The sequence below is a fragment of the Neoroseomonas eburnea genome (genome assembly GCF_018129005.1).
GTDB classification, from domain to species: Bacteria; Pseudomonadota; Alphaproteobacteria; order Acetobacterales; family Acetobacteraceae; genus Neoroseomonas; species Neoroseomonas eburnea.
The window spans coordinates 22,296-37,375 of sequence record NZ_JAAEDL010000016.1; the positions used below are offsets into that span (position 1 = coordinate 22,296).

The window sequence follows — 15,080 nt, forward strand, 5'->3', positions numbered from 1 at the left end:
GCCGGATGCAACCCCCGGCGCCCGGCGCGGCCCGCCGGCGCGGCGCCGGCCGTCGCGGCATCGCGGCATCGCGGCATGAGGAGGATCGCCCATGGACCAGGCTGACAAGGCCGCCACCCCCCGGCACGACACCCCGCCCGGCGCCGCGCTGCCGCTGCTCGCCGCCGGGCCGGGCGCCTTCGACCTGCTCGACGGGGTGCGGGTGCTCGACCTCACCACCTCGATCGCCGGGCCCTATGCGGGGATGCTGCTCGGCGACCTCGGCGCCGAGGTGGTGAAGGTGGAGCGGCCCGGCGCCGGCGACGATGCGCGTGCCTGGGGCCCGCCCTTCCTCGACGGCGAATCGCTGTGGTTCGTCGCCGTCAATCGCAACAAGCGCAGCCTCACCCTAGACATCACCTCCGCCGCCGGGGCGGAGGTGCTGCGCGGCCTGATCGGGCGGGCCGACGTGCTGCTGGTCAACCAGCCGGCGCGCAGCCTCGCCAAGCTCGGCCTCGCGCCCGAGCAGCTGCGCGCGGCGCGGCCGGAGCTGATCCATGTCTCGATCACCGGCTTCGGCCTGACGGGGGAACGCGCCGACCATGCCGGCTACGACCTGATCGCCGAGGGCTATTCCGGCGTCATGGACCTGACCGGCACGCCCGAGAGCGAGCCGCAGAAGGTGGGCGCGCCGGCGGCCGACATGCTGGCCGGCCAGGACGCCGCCATGGCGGCGATGGCGGCGCTGTTCGCGCGCGCGCGCATAGGGCGCGGGCGCAGCATCGACATCGCGCTGACCGACAGCATGACCCGCTTCCTCACCTGCCGCATCGTCCCCTTTCTGGGTTCGGGGGAGGTGCCGCGCCGCTCGGGCGGGCGGGACAGCGTCATCGCCATCTACCAGGCCTTCGAGACGGCCGACGAGCCGATCACCCTCGGCCTCGGCAATGACGGCATCTGGCGCCGCTTCTGGGAGGCGGTGGGCCGGCCGGAGCGCGGGCGGGATCCTCACCATGGCAGCAACGCGCTGCGCCGCGCCCATCGCGCCGGGATCGTCGCCGAGATCCAGGAGATCCTGCGCGGCCGGCCGCGCGCCGAATGGCTTGCCGCCTTCGCCGCCGCGCGGGTGCCGGCGGGGCCGATCAACCGGGTGGACCAGGTGGTGGCCGACCCGGCGCTGATCGCGCGCGGCCTATTCTACCAGGTCGAGGCAGAGGGGGCGGCGATGCCGCAGGTCGGCACCGGTTTCCTGCTCGACGGCGCGGCGAACCGGCCGCGGCGGCCGCCGCCGCGGCTTGGCGCCGACACCGCGGCGGTGCTCGGGGAATGGCTCGGCCTCGATGCGGCGCGGGTCGCGGCGCTGAAGGCGGAAGGGGCGCTGTAGCCGATGCGGCCCTCCCTCACCCTGCATCATCCGGCCGCCGCGCGCGCCCATTACGAGGCCGGGCTGTGGCGGCAGGAGACACTCTACGGCCTGCTCGCCGCCCATGCCGAGGCGCGGCCGGAGGCCCCGGCGGCGCGCGACGGCGCCCGCACCCTGGGCTGGCGCGCGCTGCGCGACTGGGTGGACGGGGTGGCGGCGCATCTGGACGGCGCGCTCGGCATCGGCGCGGGCGAAAGGGTGGCGATTTGGGCGGGCAACCGGCTCGAGACGCTGGTGCTGTTCCTCGCCTGCGCGCGGCAGGGCATCGCCTGCAACCCATCGCTGCACCGCACCTATACGGCCGATGAGATCCCGCCGCTGCTCGCCGCACTCTCCGCCCGCGCCCTGCTGAGCGAGCCGGGCTGGGGCGCCGACCGGCTCGCCGACCCGGTGGCGCGCTTCGGCGGCCTGCCCGGGCTGGCCGCGGTGCTGACGCCCGCCGGCTTCCCCGGCCCCGGCGCCGCGCCGGGCCCGGCGGTGGCCGACCCCGACAAGGTCGCCTATCTCGCCTTCACCTCCGGCACCACGGGCACGCCGAAATGCGTCATGCATTCGGACAACACGCTGCTCGCCAATGCCCGCGACCTGGTGCGGGACTGGGGGCACGGGCCGGACAGCGTCATCCTCACCCTGTCGCCGCTGTCGCACCACATCGCCTGGGTGGCGGTGGCGCAATGGCTGGTCGCCGGCGCGCTGCTGGTCGCCGACGACCCGCCGCCGGGCACCGGGCGGCTCGACTGGATCCTCGCCAACGGCGCGACCTACGTGCTCGGCGTGCCGACCCATGCGATGGACGTGCTGGCGGCGGCGCGCGAACGCGGCCTCGGCGCGCTGGGCGCGGTGCGCTGCTTCTACATGGCCGGGGCGCCGATCCCGCCGGCGGTGGCCGAGGCCTTCGTGCGGCTCGGCGTGCGACCGCAGAACGTCTATGGCATGACCGAGAACTCCTCGCACCACTACACCCATCCCGACGACCCGACCGAGGTGATCGTCGAGACCTGCGGCCGCGGCGGCCGCGCCTATGCGATCCGCCTGTTCGACCCGGCCGAACCGGACCGCCCCGTGGCAGCGGGCGAGATCGGCGAGATCGGCGGCCGCGGCGCCGCGCTGATGCTCGGCTATTTCGGCAACCAGGCGGCGACCGAGGCGAGCTTCAACCGCGACGGCTGGTTCCTCTCTGGCGATCTCGGCATGATCGACGAGCGCGGCAACCTGCGCGTGGTCGGGCGGAGCAAGGACCTCATCATCCGCGGCGGGCACAACATCCATCCCGCGCGCATCGAGGCGCTGGCGCTGCGCCACCCGGCGGTGAAGCGCGCCGCCGCCTTCCCGGTGCCCGACGAGCGGCTGGGCGAGCGCGTCTGCCTTGCCGTCATCGGCGAGATCGGGGCCGAGGCGCTGCTCGCGCATCTCGCCGCCGAGGGGCTGTCGCGCTACGATATGCCGGAATGGTTCCTCCGGCTCGACGCCTTTCCGCTGACGGCGAGCGGCAAGGTGCTGAAGCGGGACCTGGCGGCGATGGCGAGGGCCGGCACGCTGCGGCCCGAGCCGGTGCGCCGCGACGGCGTGCGCGAAGCATGAACCGCCGCGCGGCGGCGGAACCAAGGAGGGAGGGACAATGACCATGAGGCATCTCACGAGGCGCGCGGCGCTGGCGGCCGGCGGGCTCGCGGCGCTGGCCGCGCCGGCGCTGCGGGCGCAGGGCGTGGTGTCGGACGGCGTGGTCAAGCTCGGCGTGCTGGACGACATGTCCGGCGTCTTCGCCGACCAGCAGGGCATGGGCGATGTCGTCTCGGCGCGCATGGCGATCGAGGATTTCGGCGGCCGCGTGCTCGGCGCTTCGATCGAGCTGATCCATGGCGACCTGCAGAACCGGGCCGATGTCGGGCTCGCCATCGCGCGGCGCTGGTACGACCAGGATAAGGTGGACGCCATCTTCGGCGTCGGCAATTCCGCCGTCGCGCTGGCAGTCCAGCCGCTGGCCCAGGAGAAGCGGCGCATCGCCGTCGCCACCGCGCCCGGCACCACGGAGCTGACCGGCAAGGCCTGCGCGCCGCTCGGCGTGCAATGGACCTACGACAACTACGCCCTGGCCAAGGGCACGGTGACGCCGCTGGTGCGCGGCGGCGGGCGGAAGTGGTTCTTCATCACCTCCGACTACGCCTTCGGCCATTCGCTCGAGCAGAACGCCGCCGACCTCGTCCGCCGCCTGGGCGGGGAGGTGGCGGGCGCAGTGCGCGCGCCGCTGGGGGAGACGGACTATTCCTCCCACCTGCTGCGCGCCGCCGCCTCGGGGGCCAATGTGGTCGGCATCGCGGCGGCGGGGCTCGACCTCGTCAACATCGTCAAGCAGATGGGCGAGTTCGGGCTGGCGCGGCGCGGCATCCAGCCGGCGGCGCTGCTCTGCCTGCTGACCAATGTCCGGGCGATGGGGCTGCAGACGGCGCAGGGGCTGGTCTTCACCGAGGCCTATTACTGGGACCAGAACGACGAGACGCGTGCCTTCGCCCGCCGCTTCGAGGCCATCCACGGCCGCCCGCCGACCATGATGCAGGCGAGCGTCTGGGGCGCGGTGACGCACTACCTCAACGCCATCCGCGACGCCGGCACCGATGCCGCCGAGCCGGTGATGGCGCGCATGCGCGCCACGCCCATCAACGACTTCATGACCCGCAACGGCCGCATCCGCGAGGACGGGCGCGTCATCCGCGACATGTACCTGCTGCGCGCCAAGCGCCCGCAGGACAGCCGCAGCGAGTGGGACCTGCTCGAGGTGGCCGGCACGATCCCCGGCGAGGAGGCCTATCGCCCGCTCGCCGAGAGCGAGTGCCCGCTGGTGCGCCGCACATGAGCGCGCCGACGCGCGGCGCCGTCGTCGTCACCGGGGCGAGCCGCGGCATCGGCGCCGCCATCGCCGCCGACCTCGCCGGGCGCGGCTTCCGCGTCGTCGGGCTGTCGCGCAGCGGAGTCTGCGCCTCGGGCCTCGGCATCGCCTGCGACGTGACCGAGGAGGAGGCGCTGCGCGCCGCCTTCGCCCGCGCCGCCGAGGAAGGGCCGGTGGTCGGCCTGGTCAACAATGCCGGCGCCGTCCATCACCGCCGCAGCGCCCGGCTGACCACCGCGGAGTTCGAGGCGGTGATGCGCCTCGACGCCACCGCGGTGATGGTCGGCTGCCGCGAGATCCGCCCCCATCTCATCGCCGCCGGGGGCGGGCTGATCGTCAATATCGGCTCCTTCTACGCCCGGCTCGGCGTGCCGGGCGCGCTCGCCTATTGCGCCGCCAAGGCGGCGGTCGGGGCGATCACCCGCTGCCTCGCGGTGGAATGGGCGCCCGAGGGCATCCGCGCCCTGTGCGTCGCCCCCGGCTACATCGAGACCGACCTCAACCGCGAGGCCCTGGCCGGGCAGGAGCTGCACGAGCGGCTGATGACGCGCATTCCGCTGCGGCGCTACGGCCGCGCCGAGGAGGTCGGCCGCCTGACCGGCCTGCTGTTCGAGGGCGGCATGGACTTCATGACCGGGGCGACGTTGGCCATCGACGGCGGCCAGGGGGTGGCGGAGTGAGCGCCGCCGCCGGGCCGCTCGCCGGGCTGCTGGTGCTCGATTTCTCGACCCTGCTGCCGGGGCCGATGGCGACGCTGATCCTGGCCGAGGCGGGGGCCGAGGTGGTCAAGGTCGAACGCCCCGGCAGCGGCGACGAGATGCGCGGCTACCAGCCGGCCTGGGGCGCGGAATCGGCCAATTTCGCCCTGCTCAACCGCGGCAAGCGCAGCGTCGCGCTGGACCTCAAGGACCCGGCGCAGCGGGCGCGGCTCGAGCCGCTGCTCGAACGCGCCGACATCCTGGTCGAGCAGTTCCGCCCCCGCGTGATGGAGCGCCTCGGCCTCGGCCCCGACCAGGTGATGGCGCGCAACCCGCGGCTGATCTGGTGCTCCATCACCGGTTACGGGCAGAGCGGGCCGAAGCGCGACGCGGCGGGGCACGACCTCAACTACATCGGCGATGCCGGGCTGCTCTCCCTCGGCCATGGGGACCCGGTGCGGCCGGTGGTGCCGCCGGCGCTGATCGCCGACATCGCCGGCGGCGCCTATCCGGCGGTGATGAACATCCTGATGGCGCTGCTCGCTCGCCAGGCGACGGGCCGCGGCCAGCGGCTCGACATCGCCATGACCGACAACCTCTTCCCCTTCCTCTACTGGGCGATCGGGCAGGGCTTCGCCACCGGGCGCTGGCCCGGCAATGGCGATGGGCTGGTGACCGGCGGCACGCCGCGCTACCGGCTCTACCCGACCGCCGATGGCCGCCTGCTCGCCGCTGCGCCGATCGAGGACCGCTTCTGGGCCGTGTTCTGCGACATCATCGGGCTGGAGCCGGAATGGCGCGACGATGCGCGCGACCCCGCCGGCACCGCGGCGCGGGTGGCCGCACTGGTCGCGGCGCGCGACGCCGCTGCCTGGCGGAGCGCGATCGCCGGGCGCGACTGCTGCTGCAGCATCGTCGCCACCGTGGAGGAAGCCATGAACGACCCGCACTTCGCCGCGCGCGGCCTGTTCGGCCATCGCCTCGCCAATGCCGCCGGGCAGCAGATGCCGGCGCTGCCGGTGCCGCTCGCCCCGGCGCTGCGCGCCCCGCCCGGCATCCGCTCCGCCCCGGCGCTCGGCGCCGACACCGCCACGGTGCTGCCCCGATGAAGGCGGCGCTGCTGACCGAATACGCCGGGCCTTCGGCGATCGTGCTGCGCGACCTACCCGAGCCGGTGCCGGCCGAGGGCGAGGTGCTACTGGGCTTCGAGGCGGCCGAGGTGAACTACCCCGACGCGCTGGTGGTGAGCGACCGCTACCAGACGCGCCCGCCGCTGCCCTTCATTCCCGGCAAGGCCATGGTCGGGCGAGTGCTGGATGCGCGCGGCGCGGCGGCCCCGGCGCGCGGGGCGCGGGTGATCGCGCATGTCGAATACGGCGCCTTCGCCGAGCGCGTGGCGCTGCCCGCCGCCGCCTGCCTGCCGGTGCCCGAGGGGATCGACGCGGCGGATGCGGCCGCCCTCGGGCTCAACTACCAGACCGCGCATTTCGCGCTGGCTGCGCGCGGCGGCCTCGCGGCGGGGGAGAGCGTGCTGGTGCTCGACGCCTCGGGCGCGGTGGGCGCCGCGGCGCTGCAACTGGCCCGCCCGCTCGGCGCCGCGCAGGTGCTGGCCGGCATCCGCGGCGAGGCGGCGGCGACCGGCGGGCGCGGCGTGGATGTGGTGATCGACCCGCTGGGCGATGCCGTCACCGCCGCCGCGCTGCGCTGCCTCGCCCCCTGCGGGCGGCTGGTGGTGGTCGGCTTCGCCGCCGGGGAGATCCCGCAGATCCGCAGCAACTACCTGCTGGTGAAAAGTGTCGGCGTGCTCGGCCTGAACTGGGCCGACCGCCGCGACCGCGAGCCCGCGCGCGTCGCGGCGGTGCAGGCGGAGATCTTCGCGCTGTTCCTGGAAGGGCGGCTGCGGTCGCGCATTCATCGCCGCCTGCCGCTTGCCGCGGCGGCTGAGGCGCTGGACCTCGTCGCGCGCGGCGGCCTGCCGGGCCGGGTGCTGCTGGAAGGCTGATCCCCCGCCCTGGCGAGGAGCGAATGGCGGGGAGGGGCCACCCCCCTCCCGGCCATGCGCGGTTCAGCCGAGCGTCGCGGTCGCCTGCATGGCGATGCCGCCATCCGGGCCCACTGCCCAGACCTCGGCGCCCTCGGCGGTCGGCCGGCCGATCACCGTGAAGGGCGCGGTGTCGAACAGCGGCGCGCGCGCCCGCATGGTGAAGGTGCGGATCGCCTTGCCAGGGAGATTGTCGCGCAGCAGGTCGAGCAGGCATTGCTGCGAGAACGGCCCGTGCACCACCAGGCCCGGATACCCTTCCTCCTGCATCGCGTAGGTGCGGTCGTAGTGGATGCGGTGCGGGTTGAGGGTCAGCGCCGAATAGCGGAACAGCGTCACCGGGTCGGTGGTGATGGTGCGCCGCCAGGCAACGTCCGTCGGGGCCGAGTCGCGCTTGGGCGCGCGCACGGGCGCGGCGGGGTCCACCGCCTCGCGGAACACGGTGTGCTGGTCCTCGGTCACCGCGAGGCCGCGCGGGGTGTAGATCCGCCGCGTCACGGTGGTGAAGAGCATGGTGCCGGTGCCGCCTTCGCGCAGCTGGATGTCGCTCAGCTCGGTTTCGCGCCGCAGCGCGTCGCCAACCAGGATCGGTGCGTGGAAGGTATAGGCTTGGCCGGCGAACATCCGCCGCGGCAGCGGCATCTCCGGCAGCACGCCGCCGGAGGTGGGCAGCCCGTCGGCGCCGAGCACCGAGCGCGGCGCGAGCGGCACGAAGAAGCACCAGTGCCAGCCCGGCGGGACCGGCTCGCCGCGCGCGGGGGCGGGCTCGGGCCGCTCGAAGGTGACGGTCATGCCGCGCATGGGCGGCAGCGTCGCCTCGTCGGTTTCCTCGATCTTGCGGCCGATATGGCTTCGCAGCTGGTCGATGTCGATCTTCATGCCGGCTCTCCCGGGACAAGGTAGGGCAGGGTGAGGCCGTCCTTCACCGTCTCGTAGTCCACGCGCACGGGCAGGCCGATCCGCAGCTTCTCGGCCGGCACCGCGCGCAGCTGCGCGAGCATCCGCACGCCTTCGTCGAGATCCACCGTGGCGAGGGTATAAGGCAGGTCGTCGCGCACGCCGGGATGGAAGGCGTGGTGGGTGATGGTCCAGCTATGGATCACGCCGCGGCCGCTGGCCTCGACCCATTCCACCTCCGTCGAATGGCAGGACGGGCACATGGGCTGCGGATAGTGGCGGATCCTGCCGCAGCCGCAGCACTTCTGCAGCAGCAGCTTGCGCCGGTTCAGCCCTTCCCAGTAGGGCGCGCTGTGCGGCGTCGGCTCGGGGACGAGCTTGTTGTAGGTTCCGGTCGCGCTCATCATCCTCTCCTCATGATGGCGACGGAGCCGTCGCCCATGTCGCCATAGCCGGTGACGAGGCCGATCTCGGCGTCGCGCACCTGGGCCTTGCCGGCCTCTCCGCGCAGCTGGCGCACCAGCTCCGCGATGTGGTTCATGCCCACCATGTGCGCCTGGCTGAGCAGGCCGCCATGGGTGTTGACCGGCAGCTTGCCGCCGAGGCGGATCGCGCCGCTCTCGACGAAGGGGCCGCCCTCGCCCTTCTTGCAGAAGCCCAGATCCTCGAGCTGGCACATCACGATGTAGGTGAAGCAGTCGTAGATCTCGGCCACGTCGATGTCGTCGTGCTTGACGCCGGCCATCTCGAAGGCGCGCGGCGCCGCCTTGGCGATGCCTAGGCGCGTCATATCCGGGCGCTGGGTGATGACGCTGGGAGAGTCCGGATGGCCTTCGGCGATGCCCATCACCATCACCGGCGGCTTGCGCAGGTCGCGTGCGCGCTCGGCGCCGCTGACCACAATGGCGCAGGAGCCGTCGCTCTCGAGGCTGCAGTCGAACAGCCGGAAGGGGTCGGAGATCATGCGCGAGGCCTGGTGGTCCTCGATCGACATCGGCTTCGTCATCACGGCATTGCCGTTGAGCATGGCGTTGGCGCGCGTCGAGACCGCGATCTCGCCGAGCTGCCGGCTGGTGGTGCCGTAGAGCTCCATGTGCCGGCGCGCCATCGGCGCGTAGAGCTGCGCCGGCGCGATGGCGCCGAGCGGCATCTCGAATTCGCCGACCAGGCGGAACTGCGGCATCTGCTGCACGCGCATCCCGATGCGCCCGCCCGAGGCGCCGTTGCGCCCGACCGGGATCAGCACATGGTTGCAGATGCCCGCGGCGATCGCGGCGACGGCGCATTGCACCGCGGCGACGCAGCTCGCCCCGCCGAGCGGCGTCACCGCCGAGAAGCGCAGGTCGGGCAGGCCGAGATTGGTGATGAAATCCTCGGCGACCACCCCCGAATAGGGGATCACGCCGTCGATGTCGGCCGGCTTGAGGCCGGCATCCTCGATCGCCTTCAGCGAGGCCTCGAGCTGCAGCGACAGCACGCTGCGGCCCGATTCCCGGGAATAGGCGGTTTCGCCCACCCCGGTGATCGCGCCCTTCTCACGCAATGACATGGCTATCCTCCTTCAATTGTCGCGGAAACGCAGGCTCAGGCGGCGATCCAGCCCTGCGCCACCGCCGCGTCGTGCCGGCAGCGCTCGGGCCCGCCGAGGGCCTGCCGGTCGAAGGTGATGCGCTTGAACTGGTGGTGCAGGCCGAGCAGGTCGGTGAAGCCCATGCCGCCATGCACCTCGGTCGCCAGGCGGGCGACCTCGCGCCCGACCTCGGCCAGATGGGCCTTGGCGTGGGAGGCGACCATGGCGGCTTCCTCCGGCACCGCGTCCTGCGCATAGGCGGCATACCACACCATGGCGCGGCAGGGTTCGAGCATGGTCGCCATGTCGGCGCACATGTATTTCACGCCCTGGAAGCTGCCGATGACGCGGCCGAACTGCATGCGCTCATTGGCATAGGCCACGGCGCGGTCGAGCATGTTCTGCGCCGCGCCGAGCGTGTCGGCCGCCAGCATCACGCGCCCCGCGTCGCGCACCCGCCGCGCCGCGGCGAGCGGATCGTTCGAGGATTGCAGCAGCGCCACCGGCGCCGCGCCGGCGAGGTCGAGATCCACCAGCGCGCGGGTGCGGTCCACGCTGCGGCGCAGCGTGGCGGTCACGCCCGGGGCGCCGGCCTCGATCAGCGCGGCGCGGCCATCGGCCAGGTAGGCGAGGAAATGGGTGGCCTCGCCGCCATCCATCAGCCCGTCCAGCGCGCCCGACAGGCGCCCGCCCTCAAGGCGCAGCGCCGCCCGGCCGGTCTGCCCCGCCAGCCCCGCGAAGCCGAGGCCGATGCGCGCCTGCCCCGCGGCGACGCGCGGCAGCCACTGGCGCTGCTGCTCGGCGTCGCCGGCGCTGCGGAAGGCCTGCACGGCCATCACCAGCGCCGCCGCGAAGGGCGCCGGCGCGGCGTGGTAGCCGAGCGCCTCGGCCGCCAGCGCGGCGTCGAGCATGCCGAGCCCGGCCCCGCCATGCTCCTCGGGCACCAGCAGCCCGTGCAGGCCCAGCTCGCCGAGGCCGCGCCACAGCTCGGCATCGAAGCCGGTGCCGGATTCGGCGAGGCGGCGCAGCGTATCGAGCGGCAGCCGGTCGGCGAGAAAGCCGCGCAGCGAGCGGCCGAACAGTCCCTGGTCTTCCGTCAATCCGAACCGCATCTCAGTTCCTCCCCGCCGGCACCGCCGCCTTGGGCTCGCGCGGCAGGCCGAGGCCGCGCTCGCCGATGATGTTCTTCTGGATGTTCGACGACCCGCCGCCGATGATGAGGCCGATGTCGTACATGTAGTCGATCTGCCAGGTGGTGGCGGGATCGTCCTCGGCCACTTCGCCCTGCGGTTCGTAGAGCAGGCCGGTGCTGCCCATGACGTCGAGTGCCAGCGAGGCGAGCCGGTGCGCGAGCATGGTGCCGTGATACTTCACGATGAAGCGCCCGAGGCCCGAATCCACCCCTTCGGCGGTTTCCGTCAGCAGGCGCATGTTGTGGTTGCGCGCCGCGATCACCTCGCCCTGCAGGCGCAGCAGGCGGTCGCGCCATTCGGCGCGGTCGAGCAGTCGCGCGCCGTCGGCGCCCGGCTGCTCCATCATGCGGCGGATCGCCTCGAGCCGCTGCTGCAGCTTGTTGGGATCGCCGAGCAGCATCCGCTCATACTTGAGCGTGACGTTGGCGACGTGCCAGCCGTCGCCGCGGCCCATGACGATCTGGTCCACCGGCACGCGCACGTCGGTGAAGAAGGTCTCGTTGAACTCGGCGCGGCCGGTCATGGTCCGCAGCGGGCGCACCTCGATCCCCGGCGCGTTCATCGGCAGCAGCAGGTAGGACAGGCCGGCATGCTTCGCCTTGTCGGGCTCGGTGCGGCAGAGCAGGAACATCATGTCGGCGAAATGCGCCGAGCTGGTCCAGATCTTCTGGCCGTTGATGACGAAATGCCCGTCCTCGACCGCGGCGCGGGTCTGCGCGGCGGCGAGGTCGGAGCCCGAGCCGGGCTCCGAATAGCCCTGGCACCAGATAACCTCGCCGCGGATGGTCGGGCCGATCCAGCGCCGCTTCTGCTCCTCGGTGCCGACCTCGAGCAGCGTCGGCACCAGCATGCTGATGCCCTGGTTGTGGATGCCCGGCGAGATGCTGGCGCGGCTGAACGCATCGGCGATGATCGCCAGTTCGATGACGTCGTGCGGCGCGCCGAAGCCGCCGTATTCGCGCGGGATGGTGCGCGCGAAATAGCCGTGCTCGAGCAGCAGCGCCTGCCAGTCCAGCGCCTTGCGGTCGGGCCGCTTGCGCCCGCCGCCCGGGCGCGGTGCGGCGTCGCGATGCGCGGCGATGAAGGCATCGACCTCGTCGCGCAGCGCGCGGTGTTTCGGGGTCAGCGTCAAGTCCATGGAGTTCCTCCGCTCATTCTTCCAATCCCGCCCGCCGGACTGCCGCTCAGCACGCCGCATCCCGTGGCGCCCGGGCGGCGCCAAGCCCCCCCATCGCCTCCGGCGCGGCATGCCAGGATCCTCGCGGCATCGATGGAACGGCGCCGCAGTGTCACGCCGCGCCATCGCCGGCGCAAGCCCTCCGGAGCGCGATGGCGTTCGATGCGCACGGCGCGGACATGATGTCCGCGGCGCCGACAATGCCGGGACACGCGGACGCATGCGGTGGCCCGGATGCGGCGGTCCGCGCCGCTGGCACATGCATTGCGTCGTTCAACCCCGGAGGCATGGTGCGCGCCGCGATGGCGACGTCCGGCCCCGCGGGAGGAGCAGCCATGCGCCCAGATCAGCGCAATGGACGTGGCGCGCCATGAGCGCGGAGGGTGTCGTGCTGGAACGCGACGGCGCGGTGGCGGTGCTGCGGCTGTGCCGTCCCGACCGGCTCAACGCGCTCTCCGCGGCGATGCGGCACGCCATCGCCGCGCGGCTGCGCGAGGTCACCGCCGACCGGGACATCGCCGTGCTGCTGCTGCGCGGGGAAGGCCGCGCCTTCTGCGCCGGCGCCGATCTCGACGACATGCCCGAGAACCCCTTCGCCTGGCGCGAGCGCATCCTGCTCGCGCAGGCGCAGCACCTCGCGCTGATCCGCATGGACAAGATCGTGGTCGCGGCGGTGCAGGGCGCGGCCTTCGGCGGCGGCGCCTCGCTCGCGCTCGCGGCCGACATCCTGCTGCTCGCCGAGGATGCGCGGCTGGGCTTTCCCTTCGTGCATCTCGGCATCGTGCCCGATGGCGGCGCCGCCTGCCTGCTGCAGGCGCGCCTGGGCAGCGCGGTCGCGCTCGACCTGCTGCTGACTGGCGGCACCCTGCCGGCCGAGGAGGCCCAGCGGCTCGGCCTGACGCGGCGGGTGGCGCCGGTGGCGGAGTTCGACGCCGCGGCGATGGCGCTGGCTCGCGAGATCGCGGCGCTGCCGCGCGAGGCGCTGGCGCTGACCAAGTCGCTGTGCCGCCAGCGCTGGGGCCAGGGCCTCGACAATGCGCTGGCGCATGAGGCGGACGCCTTCGCCCTCGCCACCACCACCGCCTCGCACCGCGCCGCGCTGGCCGCCGCCCGCCGGCGGCAATCCGCGCCGCGCAAGGGATCCTGACATGCTCGCCGGCACCGCCTTCGCGCCCGGGCTGCTCGCCGACCAGGTGGCCTTCGTCACCGGCGGCGGCAGCGGCATCGGCTTCGCCATCGCCTCCGCCTATGCCCGGCTCGGCGCGCGGGTGGTGATCGCCAGCCGCAAGCAGGCGACGCTCGACGCCGCGGCGGCGCGCCTCGCGGCCGAGGGCGCGGAGGTCGCCGCCTTCCAGGCCGATGTGCGCTCCTACGAGCAGGTGCACGAGGCGGTGACGCGCACGGTCGAACGCTTCGGCGCGCTCGACATCCTGGTGAACAACGCCGCCGGCAACTTCTTCTGCCCGACCGCCGACCTCTCGGCCAATGGCTGGAAGACGGTGGTGGACATCGACCTCAACGGCACCTTCCATTGCTGCCGCGCCGCCTATGCCGCGCTCAAGGCGTCGCGCGGCGGCGGGCGGATCATCAGCATCATCACCATGAACGCGCTGTCGGGCTGGCCGGGGGCGGCCCATGCGGCGGCGGCCAAGGCGGGCATCCTCTCGCTCAGCCGCAGCCTGGCGGTGGAATGGGGGCCGGACGGCATCCGCAGCAACACCATCTCGCCCGGGCCGATCGCCGACACCGAAGGGGTGCGCCGGCTCTACGAGGATCGCGGCGTGGCGGAGCTGGAACGCCGGCGCACCGCGCTCGGCCGCTTCGGGCGGACCGAGGATGTCGCCAATGCCGCGGTGTTCCTCGCCTCGCCGCTCGCCGCCTATGTGACGGGGGAGAACCTCGTCGTCGATGGCGGGCGCTGGCTGAAGCATGTCGCGGCGTGACGCGGAAGGAGAGGGCAAGGCCATGAGCACCGATCCGGGCGGGGAGCTCGTCAGGCGGCGGCGCGAGGGCGCGGTGCTGGTGCTGCGGCTCGACAATCCGAAGAACCGCAACGGGCTCGACGAGCCGATGCGCGTCGCGCTCGGCGCCGCGGTCGAGGAAGCCGAATCCGACCCCGCCGTGCGCGCGGTCTATCTCACCGGCGCGGGGCCGAGCTTCTGCGCCGGCGGCGACCTGCGGATGCTGCGCGGGGCGAGCGACCCCTGGCCGGTGCATCGCCGCTTCCGCCGCCTCAGCCGCTGGCTGGTGCCGCTGATGACGCTCGAGAAGCCGGTGGTGATCGGCGTCAACGGCCATGCGGTGGGCGGCGGGATGGGCCTCGCGCTCACTGGCGACCGGCTGATCGCGGCCGAGGGCGCGGTGTTCATGGCCGGCTTCTTCCGCCTCGGCGCGATTCCCGACATCGGCATGATGTACACGCTGCCGCGGCTGATCGGCATGGCGCGCGCCAAGGATTTCCTGTTCGGCGGCGGCAGCCTGACGGCGGCCGAGGCGCTGGCGCTCGGCCTGGTCGGCCGCGTGGTGCCCGATGCCGAGCTCGACGCGGCGGGATTCGCCGAGGCGCAGCGCCTCGCTTCCGGTCCGGCGGAGGTGATGGGCCTCGCCAAGATCCTGATGGCGCGCAGCTTCGAGAGCAGCCTCGACGAGATGTTCGCCTATGAGGGGCTGGGCCAGGCGCTGGCCATGTCCAACCCCGAGTTCCGCGAGGGGCTGGCGGCGATGCTCGACCGCCGGCCCGCCGATTTCCCGGCCGCTGCCGCGGCGGCGCGCCGCTGAGCCCGACAGGAACCCGAGAGCATGACCGAAACGCTGCCGAGCCCCGTCGTCAACGCCGATTCCGCCCCCTACTGGCAGGGCGCGCGGGAGGGGCGGCTGCTGATCCGCCGCTGCGATGCCTGCGGCCAGACGCATTTCATGCCGCGCCATTTGTGCCCCGCCTGCTGGTCCGGCGACCTGCGCTGGGTCGAGGCCACGGGCCGCGGCACGGTGCACAGCTTCACGATCATCCGCCGCGCGCCGCTCGCCGCCTTCGCCCCGCGCGTGCCCTATGTGGTGGCGCTGATCGACCTTGAGGAAGGCCCGCGGATGATGGCCAACATCCTCGGCGATGATGCGCTCGACACGGCGATCGGCGATGCCGTCGCGGTCTGCTTCGAGGATCGCGGCGAGGGCGCCGCCGTGCCGCAGTTCCGCCGCGCCGGCGGCCGGGGCTGAGC

Annotated in this window: 15 protein-coding genes; 10 read left to right on the top strand and 5 right to left on the bottom strand. The window is 73.3% G+C overall.

The annotated features are described in order from the left end of the window. Positions 1 to 91 precede the first annotated feature (91 nt). The 6 genes from GXW74_RS16360 to GXW74_RS16385 are packed head-to-tail and all read left to right on the top strand — an operon-like array spanning position 92 to position 6,986. Entirely contained in the window at positions 92 to 1,363 is a 1,272-nt protein-coding gene (locus GXW74_RS16360) for a CaiB/BaiF CoA transferase family protein (protein ID WP_211847601.1), read from the top strand. 3 nt (positions 1,364 to 1,366) lie between these two features. Continuing rightward, positions 1,367 to 2,983: a class I adenylate-forming enzyme family protein gene (locus GXW74_RS16365; protein ID WP_211847602.1), complete on the top strand. Its 1,617-nt coding sequence runs from the start codon at positions 1,367 to 1,369 to the stop codon at positions 2,981 to 2,983. 43 nt (positions 2,984 to 3,026) lie between these two features. Next, positions 3,027 to 4,253, top strand: a complete 1,227-nt coding sequence (locus tag GXW74_RS16370) for an ABC transporter substrate-binding protein (RefSeq protein WP_211847603.1) — start codon at positions 3,027 to 3,029, stop codon at positions 4,251 to 4,253. Beyond that, a complete protein-coding gene (locus tag GXW74_RS16375; protein ID WP_211847604.1) occupies positions 4,250 to 4,966 on the top strand; it encodes an SDR family NAD(P)-dependent oxidoreductase in 717 nt (238 codons plus the stop codon). Before GXW74_RS16370 ends, GXW74_RS16375 begins: the two co-directional genes overlap by 4 nt. Next, positions 4,963 to 6,093: a CaiB/BaiF CoA transferase family protein gene (locus tag GXW74_RS16380; protein WP_211847605.1), complete on the top strand. Its 1,131-nt coding sequence runs from the start codon at positions 4,963 to 4,965 to the stop codon at positions 6,091 to 6,093. The genes GXW74_RS16375 and GXW74_RS16380 overlap by 4 nt, the downstream gene beginning before the upstream one ends. Further along, positions 6,090 to 6,986, top strand: coding sequence for a zinc-binding dehydrogenase (locus tag GXW74_RS16385; protein ID WP_211847606.1), 897 nt, complete (start codon positions 6,090 to 6,092; stop codon positions 6,984 to 6,986). The genes GXW74_RS16380 and GXW74_RS16385 overlap by 4 nt, the downstream gene beginning before the upstream one ends. Before the next feature lie 63 nt (positions 6,987 to 7,049). Here the strand turns inward: GXW74_RS16385 and GXW74_RS16390 are convergent, their stop codons facing one another. From GXW74_RS16390 to GXW74_RS16410, 5 genes are read right to left on the bottom strand one after another with little or no spacing between them, the layout of a single operon-like run. Further along, entirely contained in the window at positions 7,050 to 7,904 is an 855-nt protein-coding gene (locus GXW74_RS16390; protein WP_211847607.1) for an FAS1-like dehydratase domain-containing protein, read from the bottom strand. Further along, entirely contained in the window at positions 7,901 to 8,326 is a 426-nt protein-coding gene (locus GXW74_RS16395; protein WP_211847608.1) for a Zn-ribbon domain-containing OB-fold protein, read from the bottom strand. The genes GXW74_RS16390 and GXW74_RS16395 overlap by 4 nt, the downstream gene beginning before the upstream one ends. After that, a complete protein-coding gene (locus GXW74_RS16400) occupies positions 8,326 to 9,471 on the bottom strand; it encodes a thiolase family protein (protein WP_211847609.1) in 1,146 nt (381 codons plus the stop codon). Before GXW74_RS16400 ends, GXW74_RS16395 begins: the two co-directional genes overlap by 1 nt. Before the next feature lie 35 nt (positions 9,472 to 9,506). Beyond that, entirely contained in the window at positions 9,507 to 10,604 is a 1,098-nt protein-coding gene (locus GXW74_RS16405) for an acyl-CoA dehydrogenase family protein (RefSeq protein ID WP_211847610.1), read from the bottom strand. 1 nt (position 10,605) lies between these two features. Next, positions 10,606 to 11,823 (bottom strand): acyl-CoA dehydrogenase family protein, encoded by a 1,218-nt coding sequence (locus GXW74_RS16410; RefSeq protein WP_211847611.1) that lies wholly within the window; start codon positions 11,821 to 11,823, stop codon positions 10,606 to 10,608. 409 nt (positions 11,824 to 12,232) lie between these two features. Between GXW74_RS16410 and GXW74_RS16415 the strand changes: the two genes are divergently transcribed. From GXW74_RS16415 to GXW74_RS16430, 4 genes are read left to right on the top strand one after another with little or no spacing between them, the layout of a single operon-like run. Beyond that, entirely contained in the window at positions 12,233 to 13,009 is a 777-nt protein-coding gene (locus GXW74_RS16415; RefSeq protein WP_211847612.1) for an enoyl-CoA hydratase/isomerase family protein, read from the top strand. A 1-nt stretch (position 13,010) separates the two neighbouring features. Next, the gene (locus GXW74_RS16420) at positions 13,011 to 13,805 is read left to right on the top strand and encodes an SDR family oxidoreductase (protein ID WP_211847613.1); all 795 of its coding nucleotides are present in this window, start codon (positions 13,011 to 13,013) and stop codon (positions 13,803 to 13,805) included. A gap of 22 nt (positions 13,806 to 13,827) precedes the next feature. Further along, positions 13,828 to 14,640 carry an enoyl-CoA hydratase/isomerase family protein gene (locus GXW74_RS16425; protein WP_211847614.1) on the top strand — a complete coding sequence of 271 codons (813 nt, stop codon included), beginning with the start codon at positions 13,828 to 13,830 and terminating at the stop codon, positions 14,638 to 14,640. A 21-nt stretch (positions 14,641 to 14,661) separates the two neighbouring features. Continuing rightward, a complete protein-coding gene (locus tag GXW74_RS16430) occupies positions 14,662 to 15,078 on the top strand; it encodes a Zn-ribbon domain-containing OB-fold protein (RefSeq protein WP_211847615.1) in 417 nt (138 codons plus the stop codon). The last annotated feature ends 2 nt before the right edge of the window (positions 15,079 to 15,080 follow it).

Bases quoted from the DNA above. Each gene is read 5' to 3' on its own strand.
- GXW74_RS16360 (WP_211847601.1), top strand. From the start codon at position 92: ATGGACCAGGCTGACAAGGCCGCCACCCCCCGGCACGACACCCCGCCC.
- GXW74_RS16365 (WP_211847602.1), top strand. From the start codon at position 1,367: ATGCGGCCCTCCCTCACCCTGCATCATCCGGCCGCCGCGCGCGCCCAT.
- GXW74_RS16370 (WP_211847603.1), top strand. From the start codon at position 3,027: ATGAGGCATCTCACGAGGCGCGCGGCGCTGGCGGCCGGCGGGCTCGCG.
- GXW74_RS16375 (WP_211847604.1), top strand. From the start codon at position 4,250: ATGAGCGCGCCGACGCGCGGCGCCGTCGTCGTCACCGGGGCGAGCCGC.
- GXW74_RS16385 (WP_211847606.1), top strand. From the start codon at position 6,090: ATGAAGGCGGCGCTGCTGACCGAATACGCCGGGCCTTCGGCGATCGTG.
- GXW74_RS16390 (WP_211847607.1), bottom strand. From the start codon at position 7,904: ATGAAGATCGACATCGACCAGCTGCGAAGCCATATCGGCCGCAAGATC.
- GXW74_RS16395 (WP_211847608.1), bottom strand. From the start codon at position 8,326: ATGAGCGCGACCGGAACCTACAACAAGCTCGTCCCCGAGCCGACGCCG.
- GXW74_RS16400 (WP_211847609.1), bottom strand. From the start codon at position 9,471: ATGTCATTGCGTGAGAAGGGCGCGATCACCGGGGTGGGCGAAACCGCC.
- GXW74_RS16405 (WP_211847610.1), bottom strand. From the start codon at position 10,604: ATGCGGTTCGGATTGACGGAAGACCAGGGACTGTTCGGCCGCTCGCTG.
- GXW74_RS16410 (WP_211847611.1), bottom strand. From the start codon at position 11,823: ATGGACTTGACGCTGACCCCGAAACACCGCGCGCTGCGCGACGAGGTC.
- GXW74_RS16415 (WP_211847612.1), top strand. From the start codon at position 12,233: ATGAGCGCGGAGGGTGTCGTGCTGGAACGCGACGGCGCGGTGGCGGTG.
- GXW74_RS16420 (WP_211847613.1), top strand. From the start codon at position 13,011: ATGCTCGCCGGCACCGCCTTCGCGCCCGGGCTGCTCGCCGACCAGGTG.
- GXW74_RS16425 (WP_211847614.1), top strand. From the start codon at position 13,828: ATGAGCACCGATCCGGGCGGGGAGCTCGTCAGGCGGCGGCGCGAGGGC.
- GXW74_RS16430 (WP_211847615.1), top strand. From the start codon at position 14,662: ATGACCGAAACGCTGCCGAGCCCCGTCGTCAACGCCGATTCCGCCCCC.